At 40.5% G+C, this 26,943-nt stretch carries 17 protein-coding genes and 1 pseudogene; 13 read left to right on the forward strand and 5 right to left on the reverse strand.

The annotated features are described in order from the left end of the window. Window positions 1-470: 470 nt before the first annotated feature. Both HMPREF3279_RS10225 and HMPREF3279_RS04040 read left to right on the forward strand, forming a co-directional pair. Window positions 471-554: pseudogene (locus tag HMPREF3279_RS10225) on the forward strand (serine O-acetyltransferase); the annotation flags it as partial. Window positions 555-563: 9 nt separating this feature from the next. Further along, on the forward strand, window positions 564-1,379 hold the full coding sequence (locus HMPREF3279_RS04040; RefSeq protein WP_070868163.1) for a shikimate 5-dehydrogenase: 816 nt from the start codon (window positions 564-566) through the stop codon (window positions 1,377-1,379). Between the two features lie 45 nt (window positions 1,380-1,424). Here the strand turns inward: HMPREF3279_RS04040 and udp are convergent, their stop codons facing one another. Next, window positions 1,425-2,183, reverse strand: a complete 759-nt coding sequence (gene udp, locus HMPREF3279_RS04045; RefSeq protein WP_070868164.1) for a uridine phosphorylase — start codon at window positions 2,181-2,183, stop codon at window positions 1,425-1,427. Between the two features lie 48 nt (window positions 2,184-2,231). Next, window positions 2,232-3,731 (reverse strand): helicase HerA-like C-terminal domain-containing protein, encoded by a 1,500-nt coding sequence (locus HMPREF3279_RS04050; protein WP_070868165.1) that lies wholly within the window; start codon window positions 3,729-3,731, stop codon window positions 2,232-2,234. 123 nt (window positions 3,732-3,854) lie between these two features. Between HMPREF3279_RS04050 and HMPREF3279_RS04055 the strand changes: the two genes are divergently transcribed. From HMPREF3279_RS04055 to ppx, 7 genes are all read left to right on the forward strand, one after another. Beyond that, window positions 3,855-4,520: an MOSC domain-containing protein gene (locus HMPREF3279_RS04055; protein WP_070868166.1), complete on the forward strand. Its 666-nt coding sequence runs from the start codon at window positions 3,855-3,857 to the stop codon at window positions 4,518-4,520. A gap of 1 nt (window position 4,521) precedes the next feature. Next, window positions 4,522-4,995, forward strand: coding sequence for a YchJ family protein (locus tag HMPREF3279_RS04060; protein WP_070868167.1), 474 nt, complete (start codon window positions 4,522-4,524; stop codon window positions 4,993-4,995). After that, window positions 4,995-5,819 (forward strand): virulence factor BrkB family protein, encoded by an 825-nt coding sequence (locus HMPREF3279_RS04065; protein ID WP_014064504.1) that lies wholly within the window; start codon window positions 4,995-4,997, stop codon window positions 5,817-5,819. The genes HMPREF3279_RS04060 and HMPREF3279_RS04065 overlap by 1 nt, the downstream gene beginning before the upstream one ends. Beyond that, window positions 5,816-6,250: a D-aminoacyl-tRNA deacylase gene (gene dtd / locus HMPREF3279_RS04070; RefSeq protein ID WP_049368186.1), complete on the forward strand. Its 435-nt coding sequence runs from the start codon at window positions 5,816-5,818 to the stop codon at window positions 6,248-6,250. Before HMPREF3279_RS04065 ends, dtd begins: the two co-directional genes overlap by 4 nt. 188 nt (window positions 6,251-6,438) lie before the next feature. Beyond that, window positions 6,439-8,175 carry an autotransporter assembly complex protein TamA gene (locus tag HMPREF3279_RS04075; RefSeq protein WP_070868168.1) on the forward strand — a complete coding sequence of 579 codons (1,737 nt, stop codon included), beginning with the start codon at window positions 6,439-6,441 and terminating at the stop codon, window positions 8,173-8,175. A 3-nt stretch (window positions 8,176-8,178) separates the two neighbouring features. After that, window positions 8,179-12,078: an autotransporter assembly complex protein TamB gene (locus HMPREF3279_RS04080; protein ID WP_070868169.1), complete on the forward strand. Its 3,900-nt coding sequence runs from the start codon at window positions 8,179-8,181 to the stop codon at window positions 12,076-12,078. Window positions 12,079-12,086: 8 nt separating this feature from the next. Further along, window positions 12,087-13,631, forward strand: a complete 1,545-nt coding sequence (ppx, locus tag HMPREF3279_RS04085; RefSeq protein ID WP_070868170.1) for an exopolyphosphatase — start codon at window positions 12,087-12,089, stop codon at window positions 13,629-13,631. Window positions 13,632-13,653: 22 nt separating this feature from the next. Here ppx and HMPREF3279_RS04090 read toward each other — a convergent pair whose 3' ends face one another. Next, window positions 13,654-14,019 carry a PRD domain-containing protein gene (locus tag HMPREF3279_RS04090; RefSeq protein WP_070868171.1) on the reverse strand — a complete coding sequence of 122 codons (366 nt, stop codon included), beginning with the start codon at window positions 14,017-14,019 and terminating at the stop codon, window positions 13,654-13,656. A 111-nt stretch (window positions 14,020-14,130) separates the two neighbouring features. Here HMPREF3279_RS04090 and HMPREF3279_RS04095 point away from each other — a divergent pair, with 111 nt between their 5' ends. The 4 genes from HMPREF3279_RS04095 (at window position 14,131) to purT (ending at window position 17,160) form a co-directional block, all read left to right on the forward strand. Continuing rightward, the gene (locus tag HMPREF3279_RS04095) at window positions 14,131-14,730 is read left to right on the forward strand and encodes a beta-phosphoglucomutase family hydrolase (RefSeq protein WP_005694997.1); all 600 of its coding nucleotides are present in this window, start codon (window positions 14,131-14,133) and stop codon (window positions 14,728-14,730) included. Continuing rightward, complete coding sequence (locus HMPREF3279_RS04100; protein ID WP_070853235.1) at window positions 14,730-15,209, forward strand: YqaA family protein; 480 nt, start codon at window positions 14,730-14,732, stop codon at window positions 15,207-15,209. Before HMPREF3279_RS04095 ends, HMPREF3279_RS04100 begins: the two co-directional genes overlap by 1 nt. Window positions 15,210-15,465: 256 nt before the next feature. Next, entirely contained in the window at window positions 15,466-15,969 is a 504-nt protein-coding gene (gene luxS, locus HMPREF3279_RS04105) for an S-ribosylhomocysteine lyase (RefSeq protein ID WP_070868172.1), read from the forward strand. 9 nt (window positions 15,970-15,978) lie between these two features. Next, entirely contained in the window at window positions 15,979-17,160 is a 1,182-nt protein-coding gene (gene purT / locus HMPREF3279_RS04110) for a formate-dependent phosphoribosylglycinamide formyltransferase (RefSeq protein WP_070868173.1), read from the forward strand. Between the two features lie 103 nt (window positions 17,161-17,263). Here the strand turns inward: purT and HMPREF3279_RS04115 are convergent, their stop codons facing one another. Next, window positions 17,264-18,115: a hypothetical protein gene (locus tag HMPREF3279_RS04115; protein WP_243583402.1), complete on the reverse strand. Its 852-nt coding sequence runs from the start codon at window positions 18,113-18,115 to the stop codon at window positions 17,264-17,266. A 5-nt stretch (window positions 18,116-18,120) separates the two neighbouring features. Beyond that, window positions 18,121-26,931: a two-partner secretion domain-containing protein gene (locus HMPREF3279_RS04120; RefSeq protein WP_083327166.1), complete on the reverse strand. Its 8,811-nt coding sequence runs from the start codon at window positions 26,929-26,931 to the stop codon at window positions 18,121-18,123. Between the last annotated feature and the right edge of the window lie 12 nt (window positions 26,932-26,943).

Raw genomic sequence — 26,943 nt, forward strand, 5'->3', positions numbered from 1 at the left:
TATTCCAATAACTGATTTTGAAGTATTCATTGATACGTATTTAATAAAAGGGAACGGAGTATACTCTCATATATACTCCTTTCAATCTGAAGTAATTTCAAATTTATCAATGATAATCGCCCCTTTGTTTGCTATTTATACTGTATTGACTTCAAAGCTTACTTATTTATCTGAACGTGAAATGATTGATTCTGGTATTACAATAGAGAAAAGTATAATAAAAACCATACTGAGAAAACTAGTCTTCATCATATCATTACTGCTTCTTGTAGCAACATTTATATTTTTGACATACATCGATAGCTGGGATCTTCAAGCTGTAGAAACTAATACATTATTTATTACCGATAATGTTGTATGTTTATTGTTCTTAAATTGTGTATTTTGCATCGGAACGCTTTTCGCTCTTACTTTTCTATTTAGTGTAGTATTACACCCTATAACTTTTTTAAGATATCATTACCAATCTCCTTTTAATTAAAGACAAAGCGGCAAAACCAGCTTTTGAAATGAATCAATATTTTATTGATGATGATATAAATTTGAATATTTAAGACCAAAATATGATTAACAAAGACACCCAACTTTGCATGTCTCTTTCTGGTAGACCAGGCAATTTTGGCACAACATTTCATAACTATCTGTATCAAAAATTAGGGCTTAATTTTATCTATAAAGCCTTTACCACCACTGATGTTGAAAGTGCAGTCAAAGGCATTCGTGCACTTGGTATTCGAGGCTGTGCTGTTTCGATGCCATTTAAAGAAAGCTGTATGCCATTTTTAGATGAAATCTCGCCTTCCGCACAAGCAATTCAGTCCGTGAACACCATTGTGAATGATCAAGGGTTTCTTCGTGCTTACAACACCGACTATATTGCCATTGTTAAACTTATCGAAGAATATCAATTAGATAAAAAGAATCGCGTGATTGTACAAGGCAGTGGTGGCATGGCAAAAGCCGTCGTCGCAGCCTTTAAAAACAGCGGATTTGAGCATCTGAAGATTTTTGCTCGAAATGAAAAAACAGGTAAAAATTTAGCCGCACTTTATGGCTATGAATATATCCCATCTTTAGATAATCAATCGGCAGACATTTTAGTCAACGTTACGCCAATTGGGATGAAGGGTGGAAAAGAAGAATTTGATCTCGCCTTTCCTGAAAATCTTATTCAACAAGCTCAAACCGCTTTTGATGTAGTAGCGATTCCTGCTGAAACACCGTTTATCCAATTTGCTCAACAGAAAGGTAAACAAACAATTTCTGGTGCAGAATTGATTGTGTTACAAGCCGTTGAACAATTTGAGCTCTACACAAGTGTACGCCCTGATGACCAATTAGTCGCCGAAGCGGCTGCCTTTGCTCGAAAAAACAGTTAAAAAAAGAACCGCACTTCTAAAAAGTGCGGTTATTTTATCTGAGTTTTACGCTAACAATTTTCTTGCGGCTTCCACTACGACTGATACTGCTTTGTCTTCCGTATCTTTCATGGTGGCTTCATTTGGAATTTCTTGTTGCGTACGGTTCACAATCACACCTGCTACCATACCTGCTCGTAAGCCAAGAGCGTTACACATTGTGAATAACGTCGCGGATTCCATCTCATAGTTCATCACATTGAGATCTTGCCATTGTTTTAACAAGCCTTGGTAATCACGATATACTTTACCGCTGTAAGTATCATAACGTTCTTGACCTGGATAGAAGGTATCAGACGACGCGGTAATCCCTACAAATGGCTCAATGCCTTTTTCTTTAGCTGCATTGAAAAGCGCCGTGGTACATTCAAAATTTGCCACTGCCGGATATTCAATTGGGGCAAAATGACGACTTGCGCCATCAAGACGAACAGCCCCTGTTGTGATAAGTACATCCCCCACATTAATATGTGGTTGAATCGCACCTGTTGTACCAATACGTAAGAATGTACGCACGCCAAGCTGAGCCAGCTCTTCCACACAGATAGACGTAGACGGGCCACCAATACCGGTTGAACATACCACCACCGGTTGACCATTTAAATAGCCCAACCAAGAAGTGAACTCACGCGTACTTGCAAGAAACTCAGGGTTATCAAGTTTTTTAGCAATACGTTCACTACGTGCAGGATCTCCTGGCACGATAGCTAATGTAGCACCTTTTAATTGTGCTTTAGTCAGGTTTAAGTGAAATACATCAGACATAACAATCTCCTTTTTATCATTCTTGCTGCAAAGTGCGGTGAAATTTCGTTATTTTTTCAATGCGCCTAAAATACCACGCATGATTTGTTTGGTCACTTCATTACGAATATTGCGACCAACTGATTTTGCCACGCTATTCACAATTTGTTCTGTCGGAGAAAGTTTATCCCCGCGTTTTTGTGTTCCAAAAATCATACGACTTAAGCTACCAAATAAACCGCTCTCTTCCTCTTGCTGCGCTTGTTCAGCTTGTTTTTGTTGTACTGCCGCTAAATCCGCTTGCGCATTTAACACTTCGAAAGCTGATTCATTATCCACATAATCTTTATAGAAGGCGTAAAGATCATCGTCTTTCACCCACGCTGCACGCTCTTCTTCAGTAATCGGTGCAAGTTGGCTTTTCGGTGGGTAAACATACGCCACTTCAACCGGCGTTGGCATACCTTTTTCATCTAAGAATGAAATCAATGCTTGACCCACACCTAAAGTTGAAATGGTTTCAACCACATTAACAGCAGGATTTGAACGGAACGTTTCTGCCGCAGATTTCACTGCTTTTTGATCGCGTGGTGTAAAAGCACGTAATGCGTGTTGAACACGGTTACCTAATTGGCCTAACACGGTATCCGGTAAATCTAATGGATTTTGGGTCACAAAATAAATCCCCACACCTTTAGAACGAATTAAGCGAACCACTTGTTCTACTTTGTCCACCAACACACTCGGTGCGCCATCAAAAAGTAAGTGTGCTTCATCGAAAAACATCACAAATTTAGGTTTATCTGGATCGCCAACTTCCGGTAATTGTTCAAATAACTCAGACATCAACCAAAGCAAGAATGCGCTATACATTCTTGGGGAATTAATTAATTTTTCAGAATTTAAAACATTGATCACTCCTCGACCATCACGGGTTTGTAACCAATCTTCAAGATTTAATGCTGGCTCACCAAAAAGATTTGTCGCCCCTTCATTTTCAAGGGTCAGTAAAGCACGTTGAATCGCGCCCACACTCGCTGCTGATACATTGCCATATTCTACTTGGAACGATTTGGCGTTCTCTGCTACAAATTTAAGCATAGCGCGCAAGTCTTTCAGATCGATAAGCAATAAGCCTCTATCATCAGCGACTCGGAACACTAAGTTTAATAAGCCTTCTTGGGTCGCATTTAAATTTAACAAACGGGACAGCAATAATGGTCCCATTTCAGAAATCGTGGTGCGAAGCGGGATACCTGTTTCACCGAATACATCCCAAAATGACACAGGATAGCCATTTAAATAACTCTCGCCACCTAAATCAAATTGCTCAATGCGTTCCGCCACTTTGCCACTAAATGTGCCCGCTTTGACTAAACCGGACAAATCGCCTTTTACATCCACTAAAAAGACTGGCACACCATCATCACTGAACGCTTCTGCCATTTTACGTAATGTCACGGTTTTCCCCGTCCCTGTCGCCCCAGCGATCAGACCATGACGGTTTGCCATTTTTGCGGTAATGCCAAGGGTTTGACCTTGTTCGGTACGCGCGAGAGAATATTGCATAAAGATTCCTTTGTTTTGTTGGTTTTATTTAAGACGAATGATAAGGAAAAAACGAAGTGCGGTCAAAATTTAAGTGATTTTACGGTATAATTTCTCAAAACTAACTCAAAGCAGGAAAAATATATGGCAAACGCAAAAATTCTTATTATTAAAACAGGATTAATAGAAACCTTAACGTTCCCTGATGGTAGCTCATATGAAAGTGCCATCCGTAAAAAACCGGTATCGATGGTAAAAGTGCACACACTGGGTGCAGAAGGTAACGATGTGGGTTTAAAGGCTCATCACGGTGGTGTTGATAAAGCCTTGTTTTTTATGTCTGATGTCTCTTTCCCTGCTTTAAACGAGCTACTTGGTGAAAAGTTTGATTTTCACGGTAGCGCGATTTACGGTGAAAACTTTGTGGTATCAGGCTTACATGAAGATAACGTTTGTGTAGGCGATCGTTACAAAATTGGCTCTACTCTGTTAGAAGTGTCTCAACCCCGCAAACCTTGCGAGCGTTTATCTCATAATACCAAGAATGAGAATACAAGAGAGGTAATTCGTCAGTCCGGTTGGACAGGTTGGTATGTGCGTGTGATTGAAGAAGGGGAAATTCATCAAGGTGATGAACTCATCTTGCAACACCGTCCTTATCCTGAATGGACTATTCGTCGTTTAAACACGCTACTTTCTACTCCTTCAAGTGTGGCAGAATTAGAAGAAGCCTTAGCCATTGAAGAATTAGCGCCAGCGTTTAAACGTTCTGTTAACTCACAATTACGTAATTTACAGCAGGCGGCCTAAAATGTCGGCTAAAACGACCGCACTTTGCCCATGCCAATCTTCGCTTTCTTACGAAGATTGTTGTGGACGCTTTCATTCAGGCAACATGTTTCCAGAAACAGCGGAACAACTTATGCGCTCCCGCTATTCAGCGTTTGTACTCAAAAATATTCCTTATATCGTGCAAACCACTGTCCCAAGCCAACAAACCTTATTAGATGAAAAAGCCCTGCAAGATTGGGCTGATGAAACGCAATGGCTCGATTTAGATATTGTCAAAGCAGAAACCTTAACCAAAACACAAAGTGCGGTTGAATTTAAAGCACATTTTCAAGGCAGCGAACAGCCGCAAGTGCATCACGAATATTCTCTTTTTGTAAAAATTGATGGTCGTTGGTATTTTGTTGATCCCACTGTACCGCTCCCAAGCAATAAACAGCCTTGTGTTTGTGGCTCAGGGAAGAAATTTAAACATTGTTGCGGAGGCTTGCTCTAATGACCTTAACGTCTTTTCTCGCATTATTCTGGCAGCGTTCTCAAGAAAATAAATTAACGCAAGCCGCCGGTTCACTCACTTACAGCACCATGCTCGCTATCGTGCCATTAATTATGGTGGTGTTTTCAATTTTCTCCGCCTTTCCCGTTTTTAACGAAGTCACCGGTGCATTGAAAGAATTCATCTTCACCAATTTCGCTCCTTCCGCGAGTGATGTTGTGGGACAATATATTGATGAATTCGTCTATAATTCAAAGAAAATGAGCGCCGTGGGGATTGTGAGTTTGATTTTAGTGGCATTAATGCTGATTAACTCCATTGACCGTACACTCAATGGCATTTGGAAAGACACCAGTAATCGCCCAATTTTTACGTCATTTGCTATTTATTGGCTCATTTTAACGCTCGGCCCGCTTTTAATCGGTACTAGCATTGCGGCGAGTTCCTACGTCAAAGCTATGTTCGAGCAATCGGAAACGCTCTCTTTTGGCTTAAAACTCCTCAGTTTTGTGCCATTTCTTTCTACTTGGTTTATTTTCACGCTCATTTATATGGTCGTGCCAAATAAGAAAGTGAGCATCAAACACTCTGCAGCAGGCGCATTAATTGCGGCAATTTTCTTTACCTTAGGAAAACAAGCCTTTACTTGGTACATCGCCACCTTCCCGTCTTATCAATTAATTTATGGTGCCATGGCGACGCTGCCAATCATGTTATTGTGGATTCAAATCAGCTGGACAGTAGTGTTATTGGGTGCGCAATTAGCCGCAGTGCTTGCAGAAGTGCGGTCAACGAATCAAACAAATTTAGAGGAAGTAAAATGATTGCATTAATCCAGCGTGTAACACAGGCTAAAGTGGAAGTTGAAGGTCAAATTGTGGGACAAATCGGCAAGGGATTATTGGTCTTATTAGGCGTGGAAAAAGAAGATGACCAAGCCAAGGCGGATAAACTTGCCGAGAAAGTATTAAATTACCGTATTTTCAGCGATGAAAATGACAAAATGAATTTAAACGTGCAACAAATCGGTGGCGAAGTGCTTGTGGTATCCCAATTTACCCTAGCCGCAGACACACAAAAAGGGCTACGACCAAGTTTCTCAAAAGGTGCCGCGCCAGCATTGGCTAACGAATTGTATGAGTATTTTTCGCAAAAATGTGCAGAAAAAGTCACCGTTGCTAACGGACAATTTGCAGCAGATATGCAAGTAACGCTAACCAATGATGGCCCGGTTACATTTTGGTTAAATGTCTGAATAAAGAGAACAATCACTATTTTTTTCAAAGCAAAGGAAACTCTTTCTTTGATCGCATTGTCGTATTAACGCTCAAATGCATATAACAATTTCAAATCCCATCCATAATTGCGTTGGTAATCCACTTATTTTATGGGTAAACTAGGGCGGTTTGATGTGGACCTTCTTAAAGTTTAGCTTGTAATAAAATGAAAAAAATTTCGTTAAAAATAACCGCACTTTTGCTTGGATGGATGAGTTTTTCAGCCCTTGCAGAACAAACCGTAGATATTGAGATCCGCGGTATTAAGGGTGAACGCGCCATTCGCAATACTGACATGAATGTCAATCTCATTGATAAAGGCGAGATGGATGGCTCAGATCGGTATAAACAATTAGTTTCAGATGCTGTCGATAAAGGCCTTCGAGTCTTTGGTTATTATGGTTCTTCCGTGACCTTTGAATTGAAAAAACGTAAAGGTCAACGAGATTTACTTATTGCGAATGTCACCCCGGGTGAGCCAAGTAAAATTGCAGGAACAGACGTTGAAATTACAGGCGAAGCGGCAGAAGACGAAAACTTCACGGCACTCCGTAAAAACTTGCCAAAACAAGGTGAGTTAGTTGAGCATCAAAAATACGATGATTATAAAAGCAGCATTTCAAACCTTGCGCTAGCTCGTGGTTATCTTGACGGAAAATTCCAAATTTCTCGCTTAGAAATCAGCCCAGAAACGCATGAAGCATGGTGGCGTATGCTATTTGATAGTGGCGTACGTTATCATTATGGCAATATCACCTTCAACCATTCCCAAATTCGCGAAGATTATTTGCAAAACATGCTCAACATCAAATCGGGCGATCCTTATTTAGTCAGTGATTTATCTGAATTAACCAATAATTTTTCTTCCACCAACTGGTTTAGCTCCGTACTTTTACAACCGCATGTCCGCGAAGAAGAGAAATTAGTCGATATCGAACTTTTACTTTATCCACGTAAGAAAAACTCAATGGAGCTTGGGGTCGGTTTTGCGACTGATACAGGCCCTCATGTCCAAATTGGTTGGACAAAACCTTGGATCAATAGCCGAGGCCATAGTTTCCGTACAAATCTTTATGTCTCTGCGCCAAAACAAAACTTTGAAGCCACCTATAAAATGCCATTGTTGAAAAATCCATTAAATTATTATTATGAATTTTCAACCGGTTATGAAAAAGAAAATAAAAACGATACGGATACCAAAGCCCTCACTTTCGCTGCATTACGCTATTGGAATAATAGCGAGGGTTGGCAATATTTTGCGGGTCTTCGTGTCCGTTATGACAGCTACACACAAGCTGATTTCACCGATAAAACCTTCCTGGTTTATCCAACTGGGGGCTTTAACCGTACCCGTTTAAGAGGTGGTCAATTCCCAACATGGGGAGATACCCAAAAAATCACGGTTGATTTAGGGAATAAGCTTTGGATGTCCGATGCTAATTTCTTTAAAGTTCAAGCTTCTACCGCCTGGATTCGTACGTACGCAGAAAATCACCGTTTTATTACCCGTGCAGAAATTGGTTATTTAAATACGCCTGATATTCGAAAAATTCCACCTGCACTACGTTTCTTTGCAGGGGGCGATCGCAGCGTGCGAGGTTATGGCTATAAGAAAATTTCACCGAAAAATAAAGAGGGGAAATTAGTTGGTGGTTCTCGTTTAGTAACAGGTAGCCTTGAATATCAATATCAAGTTTACCCTAACTGGTGGGGTGCCGTGTTTGCAGACACAGGCTTGGCGGCTAACTCTTACAAAGCCACCGAATTGCGTTATGGTGCGGGTGTCGGTGTACGTTGGGCATCGCCAATTGGCGCCATCAAATTTGATATTGCAACGCCAATTCGAGATAAAGATAACAGCAAAAACATTCAATTTTACATTGGCTTAGGGGCTGAAATTTAGGGTATGACTATGTCTGAACAAGAAACACAACCAGATAACCAAACCACACAACCCGTTAAAAAGAAAAAGACCTGCCGTAAAATTTTATGTGTCGGAAGTGCGGTCATTTTTATTCCTGTTTTAGGCTTAGTCACAGCACTGTCTTTTGATAGTGGACAACGTGCACTTATTCAACTCGCCGATAAAATGCTCGATAGCTTATCTATTGAGCAAGTCAGCGGTGGCTTACAAGATGGTTTAGTCTTAGAAAATTTACGTTTTCAAACAACCGGCGTAGATGTGGCACTCCCTAAAACGCAATTACAACTGCATTTAGCTCGTTTACTTTCGGGTGATATTATTGTTGATGATCTCAGCTTAACGCAGCCGAAAATTGCCATTGATACCAGTGTCATGCCACCTTCTGAAGAGAAACAAACGGAAAGTGGTCCAATGGAAAAAATCCATTTACCGGTTTCTGTGCAAGTGAAAAATGTGGCGATTACTGACTTTGATATGAAACTCGATCAAAGCAATATTACGTTTTCGTCTTTTCAAAGTGCGATCAGTTTAAACAATGAATCTGGCCTTACCCTTGAGCCCACCACGCTTTCAGACGTGCTTTTCTCAACTGTCTCCCAAACTCAACCGAATACACCTCAACCTGAGAAAAAAGAACCCGCTAAACCCGTTGATTGGGCGCAAATTGAGCAAACACTCACACCGGCTTTTTTAGGTAATTTAAATGCGGTGAACTTGCCTTTTGATATGCACATTCCAAGTTTTTTGGGTACAAACTGGCAATATCAATCGCTCAATGAAAAAGGCGAAGAAATCCAAAAAATCACTGTGCCTAAAGTGGAATTGCAAGCAGATGCCACCGATCATTTAGTGAAATTACAAAAACTCGACATTGACAGCTCTCTTGGTACACTTTCTAGCCAAGGGCAACTCCAGCTCAATGACGATTTTCCAGTTGATCTCACATTAAAATCGGATCTCCAAGCCTTTAAATCAAAAGATAAAACCATTCTGCCTGCCAGCAAAGTTGATCTCAATGTATCGGGCTCCTTGAAAAAAACGACCGCATTTTCGTTAACCACACAGGGGGTGCTTGATGCCACCTTAACAGGTGATGTGAAACTGGCTGAAGATAAAATGCCATTAAATCTGCAATTAAAAGCGAAAAAAGGTCAATATGCTTTTGCAGACAGCCTAGCACCACTCAAGATTAACGATGTTGATATCAAGCTTACTGGCGATTTATTGAATTATCACGCAGAAGTTGTTGGTGGCGTGGAGGGGATGGATCATATCCCTCATACCCACGTTGATTTGAATGCAGACGGTAAACTCTATGAAGTCATCCTCAACGAATTAAAACTTGCTGCCCTAGATGGTACGGCACGTTTAACGGGTTCCTCAAACTGGAAAGATGGCGCGCAATGGGATGTAACCGCTGATTTAAACAAAATGAACATTCGCCCTTATGTGCCAGCCATGCCAGCCGTATTATCGGGCAAAGTGAGCTCTCAAGGTTCCGCTGATTCCAATCATTGGAAAGTGGATGTGCCTACCGTGGATTTAACCGGTAGTCTTTCCTCTCGCACATTAAGCTTAAAAGGTAGTGTCTTTTTAAGTAATGAAACCTTATTAAACATTCCTGATCTATTGCTGAACTATGGCGATAACCGCATTGCGGCAAAAGGTACATTGGGTGATAAATCAAACTTAGATTTAGATATCAACGCACCAAGCTTACGTGGCCTGTGGCAAGATTTATCGGGCTCCGTCGTTGGTAAAGCACAGATTTTAGGTAAGCTTACTGCGCCAACCATTAATACTGATTTAACGGCACAAGGTTTGCACTTCCAAGGGTTAGACTTATCCAAAGCCTTAATTAAAGGTAATGTTGTGAGTGAACCTCAAGTAAAAGGTGAACTTACCATCAAAGCGGAAAACTTCCGTTATGGTGACAGCATCAAATTACATAATATTGATTTGAATGCATCAGGTGATGAAAAACATCATACGCTTACCTTAAAATCCAAAGGTGAACCTGTTGCAGCTGATTTACAAATCACTGGTAATTTTGACCGCACTTCTCTGCAATGGAAAGGCAATTTAAGCCAAGTGAGCCTAAACTCACCTATTGGTGACTTTAAAGTGAATCAAACCATTCCGGTGACTTATGACAATAAAAAAATCCAAGCCACCATTGGTTCACACTGCTGGATTAACCAAGACTTAGATCTGTGTTTCCCTCAACAATTTACGGCAGGGAAAAACGGCGAAGTCCCTTTTGAGCTTAAACGTATTAATTTAGATTTAGTGAATAAATTGATGGGACAAGACACGCTCAAAGGCCAATTACAAAGCCGAGGAAAAGTGGCGTGGTTCACGAATAAACCGTTACAACTGAATGTGGTAGTGGAAGGTAATAACATTGGTGTGGCACAAAAATTAGACTACCGTACCTTTAAGCTGGATATTCCTAAATTAAGTGTGAATGCCGATATTCAAAATAACAATTTAACCTTGAAATCTGACATTAACGTTCAAAATCAAGGTCGAATAGGCACAGACTTAAAAATTCATGATTTAAGTAAAGGTCGTCAATTAGGCGGTACCTTTACGATTGAAGGTTTACGCTTATCCTTAGCCAATCAACTTTTCTCCAGCGGTGAAAGCATAGATGGTGAAGTGGTCTCACGCTTAAGTTTCGGTGGTAACTTAGAAAAACCATTATTAAATGGCAATTTCGACATTCGAAATGTGAAAACGAAACTGAAAAGCCTGCCTTTTGATGTGACTGATGGCCAAGTAGCAATTCGCTTTAATGGCACCTCTTCAACCTTAAATGGCAATGTTCAAACACCAGATAGCAAACTAAATATTAATGGACAAGCTAACTGGGCTCACATGGATAACTGGACGGCAGAAGTTAGAGCGCAAGCAGATAATTTCAAAGTTGATATTCCATCCATGGCGAAATTAAAAGTCAGCCCAAATGTGGTTGTCAAAGCGTCACCAAAACTCTTAGATTTGAGTGGTAATGTGGATATCCCTTGGGCAAGAATTGCCATTGAAAGCTTACCGGACAATGCTGAACCAGTGAGTGAAGATGAAGTCATTTTAAATGGTCCAAGAAAAAGTAAAGAAGAACTCATTAATCGCCAATTTGCTTCAGAAACCAAATCTGGCATGCAAATTCAATCTGATTTAAAAATTAAAATCGGCGACGATGTGCATTTAGATGCCTATGGATTAAAAACCAATTTAAACGGATTACTTTCTGTGAAACAGGATAAAGGCAAATTAGGTTTATTTGGTCAAATTAACCTAAAAAATGGTCGTTATGCCTCTTTTGGACAGGATTTATTAATTCGTAAAGGGCAAATCAGCTTCTCAGGTTTACCTTCACAACCAATGTTAAATATTGAAGCTATTCGTAACCCAGAAGCCATGGAGGACAATAAGGTCACAGCAGGGGTAAAAGTGATTGGTATGGCATCTAGCCCACAAGTCACCATTTTCTCTGACCCAGCCAAATCTCAAGACCAGGCACTTTCTTATTTATTAACCGGTCGCTCATTAGAAAACAGTGGTGAAGCAGGTTCTAGTGGTTCTGTAGGTGCGGCATTACTTGGCTTAGGTTTGGCGAAAAGTGGTAAAGTAGTCGGCGGTATTGGCGAAGCCTTTGGTATTCAAGACTTAAACTTAGGCACTGCCGGTGTTGGGGATAGCTCCAAAGTACAAGTTAGTGGTAATATTGGTAAACGCTTACAAGTGAAATACGGTGTAGGATTGTTTGATGGCTTAGCCGAAGTGACCTTGCGTTACCGCTTAATGCCGCAACTTTATTTCCAATCAGTTTCCAGCACAAACCAAGTTTTTGATTTATTGTATCAATTTGAATTTTAGGAAAGGACATGCGCAACGACAAGCAACTGGCTCAACTCGCAGAACCTCATCACCGAGGTGAGACCCGGGAGATTGCCGCCATTGATTTAGGCTCAAACAGCTTCCACATGATTGTGGCGCGGATTATCAATGGTTCGATTCAGGTGCTTTCTCGTTTAAAACAAAAAGTGAGGCTCGCCGACGGCTTAGATGAGCACAATGTATTAAGCCAAGAAGCCATTGAGCGCGGTGTAAGTTGTCTTGCACTTTTTGCTGAACGCTTACAAGGCTTTGAACCGAAAGATGTGAATGTCGTAGGCACTTATACCTTACGAAGAGCGGTCAATAATGACGAATTTTTACGTCAGGCTGCTGCCGTTTTTCCTTATCCGATCAATATCATCAGCGGTCAAACAGAAGCCAAAACCATTTATGCAGGCGTTTGCCACACTCAACCAGAAAGCGGACGTAAACTAGTCATCGATATTGGTGGTGGTTCGACTGAAATGATCATCGGTGACGATTTCACCCCCTTAGTGGCAGAAAGTCGTCATATGGGATGTGTGAGCTTTGCCAAAAAATTCTTCCCGAATGGCGAAATTTCAAAAGAAAACTTCGAGCAAGCTCGCCAAAGTGCGGTCAATAAAATTGAAGATTTAAGCTGGGAATATCGCAAGCTCGGGTGGCAATCAGTGTTAGGCTCATCGGGCACCATCAAAACCGTCTATCAAGTGATTACCGCAACCCTTGACCCGAACGGCATCATCACCGCTGAACGCTTACAAAATTTAATTGAACGAACCTTACAAGCTTCTCATTTTGAAGAGCTCAATATCGCAGGATTAAACCCTGATCGCGTCGATGTCTTTGTGCCAGGCCTAGCCATTTTAAGCGCTGTTTTTGACGTTTTTGGTTTAGAAAATATGCGCTATTCTGACGGTGCTTTGCGTGAAGGGGTGATTTACAGCCTGGAACAAAACTTCCAGGTTTCAGACATCCGTACTCGTACTGCATTAGGACTTGCCGAACAATTTAACTTAGATTTAGCGCAAGCTGATCGCGTGGCCAATAGTGCGAAAACCTTAATTGACCAATATACCCATTGGCAAAAACCTCATCTTGCTGATGAAATGAAAAATCTGTTGATTTGGGCAGCGCGTTTATTGGAAGTCGGCATTGTAATCAATCATCGCAATGTGCAAAAACATTCTGCTTATATTCTGCAAAATATGGAATTACCGGGTTTTGATCGTGAGCAACAACGCTTATTGGTGAATTTAGTTCGTTATCACACGGGCGCATTTAAAAAGAATGATTTACCGATTTTTGCTCGTTATGCAGATGAAGATGTCCTTGTTTTACTTATTCTTTTACGCATTTCGGTGATTTTAAATAAATCTCGTCAGGCGACAGATAGCACCGATAAAATCAACCTCAGAATTGACCGCTCTTTGCAGACTTGGGAACTGACTTTTGAGAAACATTACTTGGATAATAATCCATTAGTATGGAATGATTTGCGCTTAGAAAGCAATTTACTCAAAGATTTAGAACTCAGTTTGATTTTTAACTGATAGAATAGGGGCTTTTATGCCCTTATTTTTTATCTTGCTCCAACAGCAAGCTATAAATATTGGCAAGATAATAGCTCTGCTCAGCTTCGGGAATTTCTTGCGGAATAAAAGAAAGCAAATCGTGGTGAATTTCCAAAACATCAGGGAAAATGACCGCACTTTGCATTTCATCATAAAAAGGTTGATGAAGCGGAGAAACGCAACCGCCTCGTTTTAAGCGAGCAAGGCTGTTGGCAATATGCAATAAGAGCGTAATGACGGTCGGAATAGACACATCAATGCGCCAATGATGCTCGAGGCGACTTTGCAAAGTCAGAATAATATCAATAACGTCCTGATCAATCTGACCGCGAATTTTCCAACGGGTTAATTGTTTGAGTAACGACATAACATTCCTTTTTAAGATAGGATAACTTTACCGCTATTTCATAAAATTACCAGTGCACAGATCACAAAATTGAAACAAAGTGAAAAAATTTACTAACTAGGAAAGCAATAAATGATAGATAACAGACTTTTTGAAAAATATGATGGCCTGATTTTTGATATGGATGGCACTTTAATCGACACCATGCCAGTACACGCCCGTGCGTGGAACATGGTGGGGGAACAATTTGGTTATCGTTTTAACAGCCAAATTATGTATGATTTAGGTGGTGCAACCGTGAGCACTATCGCCTCAGCCATTATGCAAGATGCCGGCATGCCACAAGAACGTTTAAATGAAGTCATACAAGCAAAACGCAAACTTTCTTATGAATTGATTCCAACAGAATCAAAATTACTCCCAACCTTTGACGTGGTGCGTCATTACTATCAACAAAAACCTATTGCGCTCGGTTCAGGTTCGAACCGCCAAATCATTGATATGTTGATGCAAAAATTAGACATCAAACATTACTTTAACGCCATTGTCAGCGCTGATGATGTGAAAGAACATAAACCGCATCCAGAAACCTTTTTACGCTGTGCAGAACTGGCAAAAGCCGAACCATCACGCTGTATCGTCTTTGAAGATGCCGATCTCGGCGTAAAAGCGGGATTAAGTGCGGGGATGGATGTATTTGATGTTAGAACACGAGAGATTATTAGAGCCTAATGTGGGACATTTTCTCTTTCAGCTTTTGGGCTGATTTCTGGCAAACCCATGGCTTGTGGCTAATGTTTTTCAGCGCTTTCTTAAGTGCCACCATCTTGCCAGGTAATTCAGAAATTGTGTTTGTCTCCCTGGCTGCGCCAAAAGTATTGGTCGGGTCATTATTAAGTGCGGATATTTTTTGGCTTGTTTTTCTAGCAACCGCAGGCAATACACTAGGCAGCCTCACCACTTATTGGATTGGACGATGGTTTCCGAAAATCGACAGCAAAAATGACCGCACTTTATGGGCGATAAACAAAATACAACGCTATGGTGCTATCACTTTATTACTGAGCTGGTTGCCTATTATCGGGGATGTATTTTGTGCGGTAGCCGGTTGGCTTCGATTGAATTGGCTCAGTTGTTTGATTTTTATGACGATTGGAAAAGGACTCCGTTATATTGCCTTGCTCTTTTTCAGTTTACCTTTCGTGTCATAGCCGTGAATAGCCTTTGTGCATAACCTGGTTGTGGGCTAGAATAACGACGAATTAATATTCAATAGATAAAAAAACGCCCCTTATCAAGTAAGGGGCAAATAACCTAAGGAACCAATTTTATTAAAACAACTGCAAGTTGCTTGTTTTATAAGACCGACGCTAAAAAGAAAAGTTCAAAGAAATTGTAAAAAAATGTAAAAAAATTTACAAAAACTTGTAATTAATTTACAAATCACTGATTTTCAAGGAAATAAATATGCCATTACTCGACAGTTTTAAAGTGGATCACACCCGTATGAACGCACCAGCTGTGCGCGTTGCCAAAACCATGCGTACCCCAAAGGGCGATGACATCACTGTTTTTGATCTCCGTTTTTGCATTCCAAACAAAGAAATTCTCCCACCAAAAGGGATTCACACCCTTGAGCATTTATTTGCGGGCTTCATGCGTGACCATTTAAACAATGACAATGTAGAAATCATCGATATTTCCCCAATGGGCTGTCGCACAGGTTTTTACATGTCATTAATTGGCATACCAAACGAGCAACAAGTGGCTGATGCATGGTTAGCTTCCATGAAAGATATTTTAACCGTGCAAGATCAAAACCAAATTCCTGAATTAAACGAATACCAATGTGGGACTTACACCGAGCATTCTTTAGAAGAAGCACATGATATTGCTAAAAATGTGATTGCTCGCGGTGTGGGGATTAATAAAAATGACGATTTAGCGCTTGATGAATCTTTCTTAAAATAAGGACACAACATGACAACCTTAGGTACAGCATTAACCCCGAATGCTATCAAAGTGATGATGCTTGGCTCTGGTGAACTGGGCAAAGAGGTGGTGATTGAATTACAACGTTTAGGCGTGGAAGTGATTGCCGTCGATCGTTATGAAAATGCCCCAGCACAACAAGTGGCACATCGTGCTTATACGATTTCTATGCTAGATGGTGCAGCCCTCAAAGCCTTAGTGGAAAAAGAGCGCCCAGATTACATCGTGCCGGAAGTGGAAGCTATCGCGACCGATACGCTGATTGAATTAGAAAAAGCAGGGTTTAATGTTGTGCCTACCGCCAAAGCCACCAAGCTGACGATGAATCGCGAAGGCATTCGCCGTTTAGCCGCTGAAGAGCTTGGCTTGCCAACCTCACCTTATCAATTTGTCGATAACTTTGCGGACTTCCAAAGTGCGGTTGAAAAAATCGGTATTCCTTGCGTGGTAAAACCGATTATGTCTTCTTCTGGCCACGGTCAAAGTATTTTAAAATCCAAAGACGATTTACAAAAAGCCTGGGATTACGCTCAACAAGGTGGTCGTGCAGGTGCAGGACGCGTGATTGTAGAAGGGTTTGTTAAATTCGATTATGAAATCACCTTACTCACCGTTCGCCACATTAATGGCACCAGCTTCTTAGCGCCAATCGGCCATCGTCAAGAAGATGGTGACTATCGTGAATCGTGGCAACCACAAGCTATGTCTGATGCAGCCTTGAAAAAAGCACAAGAGGTCGCAGAGAAAATCACCACTGCATTAGGTGGTCGCGGTATTTTCGGCGTGGAAATGTTTGTGTGTGGTGATGAGGTTATCTTCAATGAAGTCTCCCCTCGCCCACATGATACCGGCATGGTCACACTAATTTCTCAAGAGTTATCTGAGTTCGCCTTACACGCCCGTGCGATTTTAGGCTTACCTATCCCAGAAATCACCTTAATTAGCCCATCCGCTTCCAAAGCCATTGTGGTAGAAGGTCAATCGAAAAACGTGCAATTTGGCAATATCGCCGAAGTATTGGCTGAACCAAACACCAATATTCGCATTTTCGGCAAAGGCGAAGTCAATGGCCATCGCCGTTTAGGTGTCTTACTCGCTCGTGATATTTCCGTAGAAAAAGCATTGGAAAAAGTAGAGCGTGCTTACGCGAAGTTGGATGTGAAATTATAAGATTTACTTAACATAAGCATCGTTGAAAATAAAAAGTGCAGTCAATTTTTAAGAGGTTTTAAAACTCTGTGAAAATTGACCGCACTTTAATTTATTGTATTAATTAGAAATCTTCTGCATATTTCATAAAATCAAACTCACCCTCAGCACGTGAGAATAAATGAGCAGCATAATGATCTATTGCCTCTGCTGGATTCGTCAACTTTTTAATACCCATCACATCTGCTCTAGGTATCACATAAACATTACGTTCATCATTATGTGAAGACACAAATAATTGATATCCTGTTTTACTCCAATCATCATTAGAGCGGGTATCAAGCAAACATCTTAATTCAAAATATTTTTTATCATTGAATTTATCATCGTCATAGCTTTGTCTAAAAGCATGATTAAATTTCTGCTCAAGAAATGTTGTATATTCAGGAAGTGCAACGCCATGACTATCTTCAAAACCTTCTATAATTGAATGAATAGGCATTAATAATAATGAAGGTAAATTACTTTTATATATATTTGAAGTTATACCCTCTGAGACAATCCATTTATCACTAAAAAATAACCAAGAGTTAAGCAATTCATAAGGAATACTTTTATGATGTAGCTTATATTCTCCCTTAGAGAATGAAAATGGGTCATAACTTATGTAATAAACAATATCATTAATTATTACGCCAAATTCAGTTATATCATTCATTACTGGAATCTGGCTTCTTTTAATAGCATAAAAAAATCTTCCATCGTATAAATGAGAATATGACTCAGGCTGTATAACTTTAAATCGTTCAATAAGATAATTTTCTGGTTCAACTTTATTTACTAAATTTAAACCATCAAATTTCATTGGGTCAAAATCATCAAATTTTCGATAAAATAAGTTTATTTTATCAAAGCATAGCTCTGATAAGTTGAAATAGACTTCGTCAAACTCTTTATATAAATCAGATTTAGTCATAAATTTCACTTAAGACCTCTCTTTTTAATCTGTTCCTCAACTAAAGCCACCATATTTCTTTGAGTGTTTTCTAAATACGCTCTATATGTTGGTGATATATCTTTGTTTTCCTTAACATATCTCTGCCAACCTTCCGTTCCTGTTTCAATTTTAGCACCTTTAGATGAATTTAGTTCCTTTGGTAAAGGCTGTAAATTCATAGGGTGATTAATTAATTCATTTTGAACATGTTTTGGTAATTTATCAAAACCATCAATTTTATTAAATGCGCTTTGTGGCAAAATATGATCCACCGAAGCTCTTGCTCCATCTGGAAAATCTTTAAATTTACCATCAAAAGGATCGATATACATCACTCGATCATTTTTTGGATTAACCCAACCGCCTTGCTTAAATTTAGCCTCAATATCACCATATTTTACATTCACAAAATCACAACAATTTGCATTGTGAACCCAAACACCAAATTCCCCTACATGGTAAGTGCTAAATTCTTCTACGGCGATGTTATAAACTGTTTCTAGTTTTCCAGTAGCCTGTTGCGATACCACTTGTAAAGATGGTAAGCCATTTCTATCAAGTAGAACCATATCTTCTTTAAGTAAAATCGCTTTCAACCATCCTTTTCCTTCAACAAAGAAAGGATGTTCCGCTGTAGTGACAAAGGATTCAGTTTTACCATCTTCATTTTTCACAACAACCTTAAAAGTTTCTTGATTTAACGTTACCTTATTAGCAAAAACAGGTTTATAAGCATATTTCTCACCAAATTCTTCACGAGACCAAATCAGTTCACCATATTGGATTTCCTCTATTGGTTTTAAACCATTTACAGTTTCAATTAAGGTGCCCGCTACAAAACATTTTTCTCCCATACCACAAACAATATTTAGTGTTTTTTCTGGTTTAGGCTTAAGTGTAGTAGTTTCTTTGACCGTTGAAGCTACACTTGATGCTACATTTATCACCTTTCCTTCATGCTTAACAACATTCTTCGCTAAGTTTGTCGCTGTTTTCGTTAGCTTAATTCCAACTTTGGCCAAACCCGCACCACCAGCAAGTATTCCCGCCGTCTCTTGCAGTAATTGACCTGCCTCTAAACCGGCCTTGAAAGCCCCTTCTGCACCCGCTTTCTCATACTCAACAATCATCTTATCAATTCTATTCGCATAGGATTGTTTCATTGCTTCAGTGAAATTGCCTTCTTGAATTAAGGTTTTAATCGCATTCAGTGAGTCAATCGGATGCATCGCAATCTCAGCAATGCCTTTCCCTGTTTCAAAAAGCCCCACTGGAATTGACGTCGCAAGCCCGGCACCATAAGCAGTATCTTGTCCCGAACTCACCAATTCCCAATAAACACCTGTTTTTAATTCACAGCGCAAGCTACCATTACATGCCGCAAACTCTTCATCTCTTTGCTTAGCCTGCCACCCAGAAAGGTAATTGTTCGTCACCGTATTTTCCGCAATCTGTGCATTAATTGCCGTATTGCCAATGATTTCAACACCTTCTGATTTTCCGTTCATTATGGCACCGGCAATACCGCCTGCAAGACTTGCCATACTAATGACACCCGCCTTTTCATCTGGCGTTAAATCAGCTTCCGATTTACCATAAAGTATAGAGGCAATTTGTGGCGCCAGTAATTCAGCCCCTGCTGCACTTATCGCACCATGTGCTGCTCTTCCGCCATTGACTTGAGCCTCAATCGCTCCCCATACGGCATGTGCAAGTGCATTAGTTGCTTTATCATGCGTATTATCCGCAATCAGTTTATTCACCGTTGGCGATAAGGTTGCGACAGTTGTGGCTGAAGCACCTTGCCCTGAGAGTACGCCAGTAAAGAGGGCTGTGACGGTGTCTATAGTTCGACGGTTTCCTCCGCCATATCCCCATTCACCCACTTCTCGCTTAGCTTCTCTTAACCGATATTCAAGGAAATTCAACTCATCCTTACTTGCATTATTAGCCTGAGCTTTATCATATTCTGCTTTTGCACGTCGTTCAGCAGTTTCTGCTTCATTTAATTTATTTGACGTATAAGTATCCACAGCCGATTTCACATTACCAATAGCTGTCGAAATCTGTTGCTGCTCTTGGATTTGCGCTTTCACATCTTTCGTCTGTGCCACTTGATTATTAGCTTGGGCAAGGTCTGTATTGATACCTAACTCTTTTGCTGTGGTGACGGTTGGATGAGTATCTTTATTCAAGATAATCGTCCCTTCCGTCAGTGTCGCTCTGGTAACCGAACTGTCACTGTCTCGCTCAAACATTGGTAAGCCTGGACTTATACCCCCACTACGTTGACTGTCTAGTTTGGTACTATTTTCTGTGTTCGGTTTAACCGCTCTGCCGGTCTCATTATCAACCCATTTTTCTTTTGACTCTTTGATGCTGCCGCTAACGCTTGCGCTCGCTGCACTGCTGCTTGATTCATTTTGAATATCTTCAAAAGTCAGTTTATTTGTCGCTAATTCACTATTTTTTGGATTGGTGCTCGCAATCGCACCACCTTTTAACTGAACGCTATCAGCATTGATATGATAACCGCCTTCTTCAGCAAAAATACCGGCTTGTTCATTCACTTGTTTACGGTGAGTTGTGCCTTTTGAAGCATTACCATAACCGCTCAAGCTCCAGTTGTTGCCAAAACCAAATTCCACTTCTAAACCGCCTCCGCTTGATTTGGTTTTAAAGCGTTCTTCGTCTTGTAAACTTTCAATGTTGAGCTTGCCACCCACATTGGCATTCACCCTATTGGCCGCCACCTGACTACCAATAAGATTAGTATCCCCTTGGCTGTTTAAAGTCACAGTTTGTGCGTCTAAGTGGCTGGCTTGGTAAGTTTTGCTTTCGCCATCTTCCTTGCCACTGCTTCCGCCTACTCGTGCATAAACGCCTATACCGGTTTGAGCACCTACTGTTGCCGCCACCCCTGCTTCAACACCTACACTTTGATTACGTCCTTTAAATTGAGTGTGGCTTTCACCAGCTTTGATATTCAACTCATTGCCGGTTAAGGTAATTTTACTATCCTTGATTCTATTACCATTTTCATCTCGGGATGTAAGATCAGTATGCGTTAAATTGATATTTCCTAATTGACGTTCGCCCTTTTCATTTAAGCTACCATCACCGCGAGCAATAAGATTAATCTCTTTGGCATTTATGCGACTACCTTGGCTGATATCACCAAAACTCTCTTGGCTTTGACGACTATGTGCCACACCGCTACCCGATTCAACACGAAGCAAATAGGTGTTAGATTTCGGGTCTTTTGTCGCCATCTTACTGAAGGCGTTATATAAGTTATAACCCTGCGCTGCCACACTCATTACATTCGCTGCTTTCAAGCGATCCGATGCTTTGTCATTTTTTGCTGCCCCTTCAATCGTGTTAATTAAATCGATGATTGGCGATTTTACACGACTAAATTGGCCTATTTTTAAATCACTCTCACTATAGCTGTTATCTTGGTGATTAATTGCATTATTGATAGTGATATTTTGAGCATTAATATTGACCTTCTCTTTGGCTAAAACTTCACTTGCTGTTTGCAGGTAATCTTTACCCGCATACACATCAACCGTGCTATTGAGACTTGCAAGTTGACTACCCTTATGCGTAATCTGCTCGCCGTCCTGATTCATTCTAGTGCGATTATAACCAAAGAAACGCTCAGTATCTGAGATAGCCGCCTCCCCTACACTATGCCCTTTGCGCATCTGAGTGCTTCTATCCGTTGTTTCTGCTGTCAGTAATTTCACATCGCCATTATTAGCTTGCAGGATATTTTTGTCATTAGAGACAAATGTCGTTCCTTTTAGAGTAATATCACCGTTCTCGGCAATTGTAGTGCTCTTACCACCAATGGAAATCTGAGCACCAACCTCTTGCCGAAGACTAGTATCCCCATTTTCTCGCTGTGTGTGCACCCCTGCCACATATTTCGCCAAACCGTCTACACCGGCTCCTCGTTGTCGAGATGAAGCATGTTGCGATTGCTCGTGTACCGCCACATTAAAATCAACATTTTTAGCTGCAATAAACTGCGCATCACCTTCTGCACTTATGCTACTACCTTGAGTGCGAATATCGCCCTCTATAGCATTTATACTCATATTACGGCCAGCTTCAAGCGAAGTTATTTTTGCGACAGTTTTTTGATTGTATTTATTTGATTCACTACGATTGTGGTTAGCATAAGGTTGTATGCCACGCACCATGGATTCTATAGAATCAGCAACTGCATCAGAGGCCCCCATAGCCTTACCAACAACGCTCTTTGTAGCACCTTGAGCTTCTTTCTGACGATAGTTTTCTTTTGCTCGAGAAACTGGATCATATACAAAGCCCATTCCAAAACCTGTCGATTTTTGTTCCTGATGATATTCACTGTCATGCTGTTCATTCATCGCATTTAAATGAACATTTTTACCCGTGATCGACATATCTTTACCAGAAGCTAAGCGTGAAGCATCTACATCTACATCCTGTTGAGCATAAATAGATAAATTGCCATCTTTTGCAACTAATTCACTACCATTTACATTTTCGTTGTAACTTGAACCGTTATTGTTCAATTTGTCTCGTTGGTAACCAATCTGCATTACGCCACCTTTACCTGAGACACTTAATCCTGATTTCTTAAATGAAGAAGAATCTTGGGACTCCATCTTATCAAGGCTTGCTGTGACTTTTACTTGATTACCCTGTAAATGAATATTCTCTTTAGCCTGAATGTCAGATCCTTTTACAGAAACATTTGATGTTTGAGAAAGTATTTCAACATTTTTACCTTGTAATCTACTACCTTTAGCTAAATTATAATCGTGATGATGACGACGTTCTTCGGTTTCTTTGGTTAAGAAACCTTTCAATGTTTGTTTATTTCGGCGATCTAAATGCTCAATATCACGACCTTCTTCAATGAGAACATCACCTTTAGACGCAACCATCATCTTACCATCTTCGCTACTAACCTTCGCTTGACGAAGTGTCGTCTCCTCTTGTCCAATTAAACGTACACCATCTTTACCCTCAATAACTGAACCTACTTCACTTTCCTTATCTAAGTGATAGTGATGGTTATTACTAAAGTTATAATGCTCTTTGCTGCTTTGCTTCTCAGTCGTCACCAAGAGTTTACCTTTAGCATTCACATCAACAGTGCCTGCCGACTTCACATTTGCTGCCTTCAAGGTGATATCGCCACCACTTTGAATAGATAACTCACCGCCTTTGTCAGTTACCTTCAATTCACTTTGACGATCGACAAGCCTATTGCCGGTTTCAGTACGTCCTAATTGGTTTTGTGTTTCTGTTGTGGTAGCACCAAGCTCTACGGATTTTCCACCGTATAGAGATAAGCTATCTGCAGCCACAATCTTACCACCGAGGTTCACTAATTTTTGCTTAGCATTAAGGTTGACATTATTAGCAAAAACCAGACCTTTGTTCTCTAAATTTTGGCCGTATAAATTTACTAGGTTTGCGGCAAGTACCGTTCCTTCGTTGGTCATATCCTTCACAGAACCAACAATACTATCCCCCGAGATCACTGAGCCCGTTGGAGTGACTTGAGTACGGTTAGACGCTAAGTAAATTTTCGGCGTTAACACATTAATTTTCTTGCCGCTTGGAAGCGTCACTTCCTGATTCACCATCCACACTAAATCAGTGGTCAGCTCCGCCATTTGTTCTTTTGTTAAGCCAACACCCGGCACCAAATTAAATTGTTTGGCATAACGTATGCCGTTGTTCATCAAACCTTTATATTGCTCTAAGGCATTTTGATATCCATCCAGATAACGACGACCAGTTAACTGATTAATTTGTTCATTCACTAAACGCAACTCATAAAAACCATCCCCCAAACGTTTCAACATATTATTTGAGTCGTAGCGTAATGCATTGAACATATAATCCGAACTCAACCATTTTTGCTTGTTCGCAAAACGTGGGTCGGTTTCAATCACATAGCCTTTTGGTGCATTAGGATTCACATGATAAAGCGAGGATTTATCCAACGATTGAGTCAGATGATTTAATACAACATCCCCCGCATCACCTTTATTAGCCACGCTATTATTGGTAAATTCAGGTGCTACATTTTCTTTATAAGCAAATACTCCTAAATCTTTCACTCTTTTATTTTGCTTAAAGTAAGGACTAGTATCATCTTTAGTGGTAGTATAGCTATCTACACACCCAAAAAATTTAACTCTTATTCTGCACTTTTCACCTTTGTAAAATTCAGTTACACTCCCCACATCCGTTACAATAGTACGACCTTTCAACTCATCATTATGTAATTGGCCATCCGCAATCTGAATCACCCCACCAGCGATCACTTTACTGTCTTGGTTGTCTACACGCGCATCATTAAAATCAATGCCGCCACCACTTAAAATCTTACCTTCTTGATATTTTGGGTTAAGTACCACGGTTTCATTCACTGTGCGGGTATAATCATATTGATGCCAGTTATCACTTTCGATTTTGCCATCCGGTGAAAAAATATGATAAAGATCTCTTATTTTTCGGTTTAGTCCCCAGCGACCACTCTTATTATCTTGTTTTACTTTATAAACCCCAGAGTCTTTACCGTAGATAGTCGAATCATTCCCAATTCGATACTCAAAAATTGGCGTAGAAGAAGTATCCACATTTTCTGTTTCAAGGAAGAAATGTTTATTCTCTACCTTACCAGTATTAAAGGTGATCGCTTTGCTTTTCGCATTGTCGTAAAGGTTTAGCGCTTCAATCACGCCATTGTAGTTTTGAACATACGCTGATTTACCTGTCGCTTGGTTGTTTTCATCCAACGCTTTACCCACATAAATTTTACCCATACTTAAAAGAGTACTTTCATTGCGGTTTAAAACTTTATCCACGCCCACATCTAAACGCTCACGTGCAGCAATTACAGCGGATTTATCCCCTTCTTCAAGGTTATTTAAATTCTCCCCCTGTAAAGCAACATGGTCACCATAAATACGACCGGTACCTAAGTTATTAATGGTCACGGCTTTTGCCACCGTCAATGCACCATCAATTAAGCCTCGGTTAGTCAACGTGTTTGTATTAATGCGTGTTTCATTACCACTAATTTCAGCATCTTTAGTGTTTTCTACATTAGCCGCTTTAACATCTACCTTATTACCTACACGTAATTGGCTATTATTTTTAAAATCCCCTTCGGTTTTAAAATCTAAATTACCACCAACTTGGAAAGCGTTATTTAAGGTTAAACTATCTTGTAAACGAACCGTCAAATCCCCTTTGGTTTTGATATCACCTTCATTTGCCAACGTCTTCGCTTTTAACTCAATTGATTTACCCGCTTCAATCTCACCTTGTTTGTTATCAATTGTTTGAGCAACATCTAGTTGGGTATGCTCATCACTGTAGATGCCCCCTTGTTGGTTAGAAAGATTTTCAGCTGTAATAGCCACTTGAGCACCACGAATACCTTGTTCCGTTTTGCCGCCAGCTTTCGTCCCTTGGTTATCTACATGTTTCGCTTTAATGCTCGCTTTCTCTGTTGCAACAATCAAAGAGCCCTTATCCGATTGCTTGCGGTTATCCACGTTATTTGCGTTAAGCTGAACTTGTTTACCGGCAATGACACCCTGTTTGTTATCAATATTTTGAGCATTAAGTTGGGTCTGAGCTTTAGCATAAACGGTGCCACGGTTCTCAATATTCTTTTTCGCATTGAGTTCGGCATTTTCGCTACCACCTATAAAGCCTTCATTCACAATCTTACCTTGGCTATCGATTTTCACGCTTCCAGCAGATGCCCCAATATGCCCCGCATTACGCACACCAAGGCCTTGACCGTTATCCACTAAATGGATTTTCTCCGCATACATCCCACCTAATTGGCTCACATCCACACTGTAGCTTTGGTTTTCGCCTTGGGTATCAGAAGTGCGGTCAGTGTTGTCGGTGTTTTTATCGCCCACATACACAACCGAATCATTAGTGCGGTCAACGTTGTTTTTACCCGTGGTAACTTTAATACCTTTCTTCGACCAAACCCCACCTTTAATTTCGGCTTTCTCCGCGATAATATCGGTGTAATCGGATTGGCTGTTATCCATGCCTTTTTGACCAACAGTCACTTTACCGCCTTTTACGCGATAGCCTTTCAACTCGCCATTTTCAACTTCCGCTTTACCGGTTGTCAGCGTGGTGCGTCCAGCATTAATCACACCACAGCCATCACATTGGATACCACTTGGGTTGGCAATCACCACATCTGCTTTTTTACCTGCCACTTCCACATAACCTTTTAAACGGCTTGGATTAGCAGAGTTCACCTCGTTAAGAATGACTTTTGCTTCACCGCGAGCAAGATTCGGGTTACCTTGCACCCAGCCTGCCATTTGCGTTTGTGCCGCTTTACGAGCATTGTTTAACACCGCGCCTTTCTCTGCCACATCAAATTGTGAATATTGGTTACGTGATACGCCACCGGCGCTTGGTGTCTGAATATTTACTTGCGGTAAACCATTGCCGGTTTGAAGTACTGTGGGTTGTTGATTACCCGGTGCAGATTTATCTGCACGAATGGCCATATCTTCTGCATGAACAGAAGGGGATAAGAAGACAAAGCCTAATGCCAACATTAAGCTAAAATGAATAGGATTAAGTGAAAGTGCGGTTGAAAATAGTCCTGTTTTTTCTTGTTCTGAGCTCACATTTTCACTTTGTGCTTTACCTTGAGATTTTGCCAGCTCAGAGACCACCACAAGCTGGTTTAATACACGGCTAAAAATCACTTTATAATGACGTTTATTCATTTTTTAATTTCC

This window comes from Haemophilus sp. HMSC71H05, assembly GCF_001838635.1.
GTDB classification, from domain to species: domain Bacteria; phylum Pseudomonadota; class Gammaproteobacteria; order Enterobacterales; family Pasteurellaceae; genus Haemophilus_D; species Haemophilus_D parainfluenzae_R.